A 1,221-nucleotide genomic window follows, 5' to 3' on the forward strand; every position below is an offset into this window, starting at 1 on the left:
GAATCGACACCAATAATCTAGACACTTCTCAGCCGTTCTTGGTATCGCTTTTCATACTCTACTGGCGAAAGCAGATCATTGGAACCATGTTTTCGTTTATTGTTATAAAACATTTCTATGTAATCAAAGATATCACTTCTAGCATCGTCCCTTGTTGAATAGACTTTTCGCTTTACTCGCTCACGTTTCAACAGTTGGAAGAAGCTTTCCGCCACTGCATTGTCATGGCAGTTACCGCGTCTGCTCATGCTTCCTTCAAGGCCATTTACTTTAAGGAAGTGTTGCCAATCATGGCTTGTATATTGACTCCCTTGATCTGAATGAACTGTCACCATTTTCTTAGGATTGCGCCGCCATACCGCCATTAATAAGGCATCTAACACAATTTCCTTAGTGATCCGTGATTGCATCGACCAACCAATGACTTTACGTGAGAACAAATCGACAACCACAGCCAAGTAAAGCCATCCCTCATGAGTGCGGATATGGGTGATGTCGGTCACCCATGATTCATCTGGCGACTCAGGATTGAATTGACGCTGTAATCGATTAGGCACAACAATATGGCTTTCTCCGCTACGATGACGAGGCTTTCGGTACCCAACTTGAGCTTTCAGCCCTTCATCTCGCATCAGCCGATAAACGCGATTCACACCGCATTTTTCACCAACATCACGTAAATCAGAGTGGACTTTACGATAACCATACACACCACCTGACTCCAGCCAAAACTGTTTAATCAATCCTGTAAGACGTTGATTGGCTTTAGCTCGTTTAGAGTGAGGCTGTTTGTTCCATGCGTAATATCCGCTTGGATGCACGTCGAACATTTTGCATAGCCAACGAACAGGCCAACTGTCCGAATTCTCTTTGATAAAGGCATACCTCAGTCGGACTGCTTTGCGAAGTATGCCGCGGCTTTTTTCAATAGGTCACGCTCTTCTGTTGTTCGCTTTAACTCTTTCTGTAACCTTCTAATTTCAGCCTGTGCATCGCTTAATTCGTTTTGCTGTTTAGAATCAGGGCCGTATTTTTTAACCCACGCATAAAGACTGTGTGTTGTGACATCTAACCGTTTGGCAACGTCAGATATTAAATGACCTCGATCAACTACCTGTTTAACCGCTTCAATTTTGAATTCTTCTGGGTAGCGTTTTCCGCTCATAAACACCTCTATATTTTTAGTTAGTTTATCTAACTAAGAGGTGTCTAGGAAATTAG

General features: G+C 43.0%; 1 protein-coding gene. It reads right to left on the bottom strand.

Annotation, left to right across the window (positions count from 1 at the left end):
• Nucleotides 1-17: 17 nt before the first annotated feature.
• A protein-coding gene (locus GLIP_RS18565; RefSeq protein ID WP_085949195.1) for an IS3 family transposase occupies nt 18-1,165 on the bottom strand; the annotation gives its coding sequence in 2 pieces (ribosomal slippage) (nt 18-919 and nt 919-1,165; 1,149 coding nt in all).
• Between the last annotated feature and the right edge of the window lie 56 nt (nt 1,166-1,221).

The organism is Aliiglaciecola lipolytica E3 (assembly GCF_000314975.1).
GTDB lineage: Bacteria > Pseudomonadota > Gammaproteobacteria > Enterobacterales > Alteromonadaceae > Aliiglaciecola > Aliiglaciecola lipolytica.